Source organism: Streptomyces sp. 8L, from assembly GCF_020176795.1.
Lineage (GTDB): Bacteria > Actinomycetota > Actinomycetes > Streptomycetales > Streptomycetaceae > Streptomyces.
Map to the genome: position 1 here is coordinate 1 of NZ_JAIUKE010000683.1, position 4,617 is coordinate 4,617.

A 4,617-nucleotide genomic window follows, 5' to 3' on the forward strand; every position below is an offset into this window, starting at 1 on the left:
GGCCGCGGCGGAGCGGGCCGCCGCGGGGCCGTCAACCGGGTGCGTGCCGTCAGAAGGCGAAGAAGTAGATGATGAGGATGTTGCAGGCGAGCAGGACGACGGCGGTCGGGGCCTGCACCTTGATGGGCCCGTACTGGTCCTTGAGCTCCAGCAGCGCGGCGGGCACGAGGTTGAAGTTGGCCGCCATCGGGGTGCAGAGGGTGCCGCAGAACCCGGCGAGCATGCCGATCGACATGATGGCCGCCGCGTTGCCGTGCAGGTGCTGGACGAGGACGGGCCAGCCGACGGCGGCGGTCATCACCGGGAAGGCGGCGAACGCGTTGCCCATGATCACGGTGAACACGAACATGCCCACGCAGTACAGGGCGACCGCGGCGAGGAGCTGCCCGTTCGGAAGGATCTTCTCCGTCACCTTCCCGACCTGGGTGCCGACGCCCGCCGCCTGGAAGATGGCGCCGAGCACGGCGAGCAGCTGCGGCAGCAGCAGGGCCCAGCCCATGGACTCCAGCAGGCCGCGGCCCGCGTGGATCGGCACGGACACGCGGGGCTCGCGGAGCACCCGCATGCCGACGAGCAGGGCGACGATCGCGCCGACGCCGAGGCCGAGGATGGTCTCGTTGCCCTTCTCGAAGATCACGTGGCCGCCGAAGTGGAACTTCGGGATCACGACGGCGCAGACGACCGCGACGACGGGGATCGTCAGGGCCGGGACGAACAGCTTGTTGCCGAAGCGCTTGGCCAGTTCGGTGCGCTGCTTCTCGTCGGTCGTCCTCGGGGTGCCCTTGCCGACGAGGTTGAAGCCGCCGAGGCAGATCAGCACCAGGACCGCGACGCCGAGGGGTTCGGCGGGCAGCGTCTTGTCGACGACCCAGGAGCTGTAGAAGAAGGTGGCCCCGAGAAGGGTCCAGAAGGTGCCCGAGGTGTAGCGCTTGGCGTTGGTGCGGTCCACGAGCATCTGGGCGCCCATGACGATGAAGACGGCACCGACCAGCCAGTAGAACCATTCGGCCTTGATCATTTCACCGGCTCCTCGGTGGCGGCCTCCGCGTTGGCGACGACCAGTTCGCGCTCCAGCGTCCGGTCGAAGCGCAGCAGCCTGGCGCCGTGCACCAGGAAGGCGCAGATGGCGCTGGGGATGGCCCAGAGCGCGAGGTTCAGCGGTTCGAGGTGCGTGTGGTAGGTGGCGTTGACCAGGCCGGTGATCAGCAGGATGGAGCCGATGGCGAGGAATATGTCCTCGCCGAAGAAGACTCCGACGGTGTCGGCGCCCGCCGCGTGCGAACGGACCTTGTCGCGGACCGCGCGGGGCAGCGCGCGTCCGCCGTTCCCGCGTTCCGCGGCCGCCTCCGCCATCGGCGCGATCATCGGCCGGACACTCTGCGCGGGCCCGCCGATGGTCTGGAGGCCGACGGCCGCGGTGACCTGGCGCAGCAGCAGGTAGAGCGTGAGGAACCGGCCGGTGGTGAGGTTGCCGAGCTTCCCGATGAGCGTACGGGCCTGCTGCTGGAGGCCGTTGCGCTCCAGGAGCCCGATCACGGGCAGCGTGATGGCGAAGATCGTCACGGACCGGCTGGAGGCGAAGCTCTCTCCGAACGTCTTCAGGATGTCGTCCGGGGAGAGCTTGCCGAGGAATCCGGTGACGATCCCGGCGACTCCGACGACGAGGAGGGGGTTGCGCCTGGTGGCGAATCCGAGGATCACCACGAGGACACCGAGCAGAACGATCATGCGCTCTCGGCCTTCCGAACAGGGCTCCGCAACGACGGCGCGGACCGGGGTGTGCTCGGAGGTTAGATGATTGTTGAACGATACGACAAGAGTGTGGCGGCCATCGATTTTCCGCGGCCGGTACGGACACGGTCCGGCCGGGCCCGCGCGTCTCCATGCGTCTAGTCGGGCAGGCCCGCGGGGTCGGGGTACGCCTCCGCCAACTGCCGTCTGGAGTCCTCCAGATAGAACCCGAGCATGCGCTCGGCGCCGGCGGCGTCGCCCGAGGCCAGCGCCGTGACCAGCTCGCGGTTGCGGGTGAGGTAGGGCTCGTGGAACCGGCGCGGATCGTCCATGATGTGGAACGCGAGCCGCAGTTCCGCGAGGACGCCGCGCATCAGGTCGTCCAGCCGCTCGCTGCCCGCGAGGCCGGCGATCGCCTGGTGGAAGTGGATGTTGGCGGTGCCGCAGGCCGCCCAGTCACCCGCCTCGGCCGCGGCACGGCCCGCCTCGACCGTCGCCTCGACCTGGTCGAGCGGGCGCGGCCGCATCCCGTACGACCGTACGGCCGCGCACTCGACCACCTGCCGGACGCGGTAGATGTCGGCGATGTCCGCGGCCGTCAGCACCCTGACGAAGGCGCCCCTGTTGAGCCGGTGCACCACCAGCCGCTCGTGGGTTAGCACCCGGAACGCCTCGCGCAGCGTGTTGCGGGAGATGCCAAGCGCCTGGCCGATGCGCTCCTCCGACAGACGGCTGCCCGGCGGGAACGATCCCCGCGCGATGCGCTCGCGCAGTATCCCGGCCACCCGCTCCGCGGTGCTCGTGCGGCTCAACGACTCCCGGTCCCCCAGCAGCTCGGACAGAACGGGACCGAGGTCGGCACTCATACGGATCTTCCCCCTGGGCGGACACGTCGGCGCGTTGCAGCCGGGTTACGGGAACGTAACCCTATCCCCAGTGAGGATCGTTGAACAACGGTTTTCGGAGGCACCTCCGCGCCCGGGAGGAGCCCGGACGGCTCAGACGTCGAGGTCGACCACGACCGGGGCGTGGTCCGACGCGCCCTTGCCCTTGCGCTCCTCCCGGTCGACATAGCTGTCCTTGACCGCCGAGGCGAACGGCGCGTTGCCGTACACGAGGTCGATGCGCATGCCGCGGTTCTTCGGGAAGCCGAGCTGCCGGTAGTCCCAGTATGTGAACGGGCGGTCGTACTTGAGCGGGCGCGGCACCACATCGCCGAGGCCCGTCTCGCGCAGGGCGGCGAGCGCGGCCCGCTCCGGCTCCGTGACATGCGTGGAGCCCTCGAAGACCGAGCGGTCCCAGACGTCCTCGTCCGTCGGCGCGATGTTGTAGTCGCCCAGGACGGCGAAGGGCCGCTCGCCGCCCGCGTCCCCGGCGACGGCGTCCTTCAGCGCCTCCAGCCAGCGCAGCTTGTACGCGTAGTGGTCGTGGCCGACCTCGCGGCCGTTCGGCACGTACACCGACCAGAGGCGGACGGGTCCACAGGTCGCGGCGACGGAGCGGGGCTCCGCCAGGCCGTCGTACTCCGGCCCGCCCGGCAGCCCGCGGACGACGTCGGCGACGCCGGCGCGCGAGAGGATCGCCACCCCGTTCCACCGGCCGGTCGCGTGCACGGCGCACTCGTAGCCCGCCGCGCGCAGCTCCTCGGTGGGGAACTGCTCCTCGGTGGTCTTGGCCTCCTGGAGGCAGAGCACGTCCGTACCGCTGCTCTCCAGCCAGGCCAGCAGCCTCGGCAGCCGGGCGGTGATCGAGTTGACGTTCCACGTGGCGATGCGCATGCGGACCAGCCTATCGGCGGGGTACGACAGTCAGAGCTCCAGCGACTCCCCCGGCGCGAGCCTGCCGTGCTCGGCCCTGCCGAGCGAGCCGAGCAGCCCGTCGTACACCGGCCTGGCGAGGTCCGTGAGCAGCGCGTCGTGCACGTCGTAAGCGCGCCGCGGCCGCACCTCCCGCAGATAGTCGATCACATCGGCGAGGCGGCTCCAAGGCGCCATCACGGGCAGCATCAGCGTGTCGACGGGCGCCTCGGGAACCGTCAGCGCGTCACCGGGGTGGAAGACGCTCCCGTCCACCAGGTAGCCGGAGTTGGCGATGCGCGGGATGTCCGGGTGGATCACCGCGTGCAGCTCGCCGTGCACCTGCACGTCGAATCCGGCGGCGGTGAAGGTGTCGCCGTGGCCGACCGTGTGCACCCGGCCGGGGTAGGCCGCCACCATGAGGTCCGTGACGCTGCGCGGCGCCCACAGCCCGACCGCCGGATCGGCGTCGAGCCCCGCGCGCAGCCGCCCCTCGTTGAAGTGGTCCACGTGCTCGTGCGTGACCAGGATGGCGTCCGCGCCGATCGCCGCGTCGTCCTCGCTGAACCCGCCGGGGTCGATGACGAGCCTGCGCCCGTCCTTCTCCAGCCACACGCACGAGTGCTTCCGCTTGGTGAACCTCACTGGTGACCGCCTCTCCCTGGTACCGGACTCCTTGCCCATCCTGCTACGGCTGCGGCCGGGTCTCCTCCCGGATCACGGTGCTCGCGACCTGGAACGCCGCGTTCGCCGCGGGCACGCCGCAGTAGATCGCGCTCTGGAGGAGGATCTCCTTGATCTCGGCCGGGCTGAGACCGTTGCGCAGGGCCGCCCTGGTGTGGAACGTCAGCTCGTCGAAGTGGCCGCGCGCGACGAGCGCCGTCAGGGTGATCACGCTGCGGGTACGGCGGTCGAGGCCGTCCCGCGTCCAGATCTCGCCCCACGCGTAGCGGGTGATCAGGTCCTGGAAGTCCTCGGTGAAGTCGTCGGTTGCGGCGACGGAGCGGTCCACGTGCTCGTCGCCCAGGACCTCGCGGCGCACGCGCATGCCCGCGTCGTAGGTGTCCGCGGGGGCGGGGCCCGCGGGGGG

6 protein-coding genes are annotated in these 4,617 nt (G+C 70.7%); all 6 read right to left on the reverse strand.

All coding sequences use genetic code 11. The features are described from left to right. Positions 1-49: 49 nt before the first annotated feature. Positions 50-1,018 (reverse strand): DUF979 domain-containing protein, encoded by a 969-nt coding sequence (locus LCE31_RS37050; RefSeq protein WP_225022426.1) that lies wholly within the window; start codon positions 1,016-1,018, stop codon positions 50-52. Continuing rightward, positions 1,015-1,728, reverse strand: coding sequence for a DUF969 domain-containing protein (locus tag LCE31_RS37055; protein ID WP_225022427.1), 714 nt, complete (start codon positions 1,726-1,728; stop codon positions 1,015-1,017). Before LCE31_RS37055 ends, LCE31_RS37050 begins: the two co-directional genes overlap by 4 nt. Before the next feature lie 161 nt (positions 1,729-1,889). Beyond that, on the reverse strand, positions 1,890-2,597 hold the full coding sequence (locus tag LCE31_RS37060; RefSeq protein WP_225022428.1) for a GntR family transcriptional regulator: 708 nt from the start codon (positions 2,595-2,597) through the stop codon (positions 1,890-1,892). Positions 2,598-2,729: 132 nt separating this feature from the next. Continuing rightward, the gene (locus tag LCE31_RS37065) at positions 2,730-3,509 is read right to left on the reverse strand and encodes an exodeoxyribonuclease III (protein ID WP_225022430.1); all 780 of its coding nucleotides are present in this window, start codon (positions 3,507-3,509) and stop codon (positions 2,730-2,732) included. A gap of 30 nt (positions 3,510-3,539) precedes the next feature. Further along, positions 3,540-4,172 carry an MBL fold metallo-hydrolase gene (locus LCE31_RS37070; RefSeq protein ID WP_225022432.1) on the reverse strand — a complete coding sequence of 211 codons (633 nt, stop codon included), beginning with the start codon at positions 4,170-4,172 and terminating at the stop codon, positions 3,540-3,542. A 43-nt stretch (positions 4,173-4,215) separates the two neighbouring features. Then, on the reverse strand, positions 4,216-4,617 hold a 402-nt coding region (gene pcaC / locus LCE31_RS37075), incomplete at its 5' end, for a 4-carboxymuconolactone decarboxylase (RefSeq protein ID WP_225022435.1).

Excerpts from the sequence above, each read along its gene's own strand:
- LCE31_RS37050 (WP_225022426.1), bottom strand. The coding sequence starts at position 1,018 with ATGATCAAGGCCGAATGGTTCTACTGGCTGGTCGGTGCCGTCTTCATC.
- LCE31_RS37060 (WP_225022428.1), bottom strand. The coding sequence starts at position 2,597 with ATGAGTGCCGACCTCGGTCCCGTTCTGTCCGAGCTGCTGGGGGACCGG.
- LCE31_RS37055 (WP_225022427.1), bottom strand. The coding sequence starts at position 1,728 with ATGATCGTTCTGCTCGGTGTCCTCGTGGTGATCCTCGGATTCGCCACC.
- LCE31_RS37065 (WP_225022430.1), bottom strand. The coding sequence starts at position 3,509 with ATGCGCATCGCCACGTGGAACGTCAACTCGATCACCGCCCGGCTGCCG.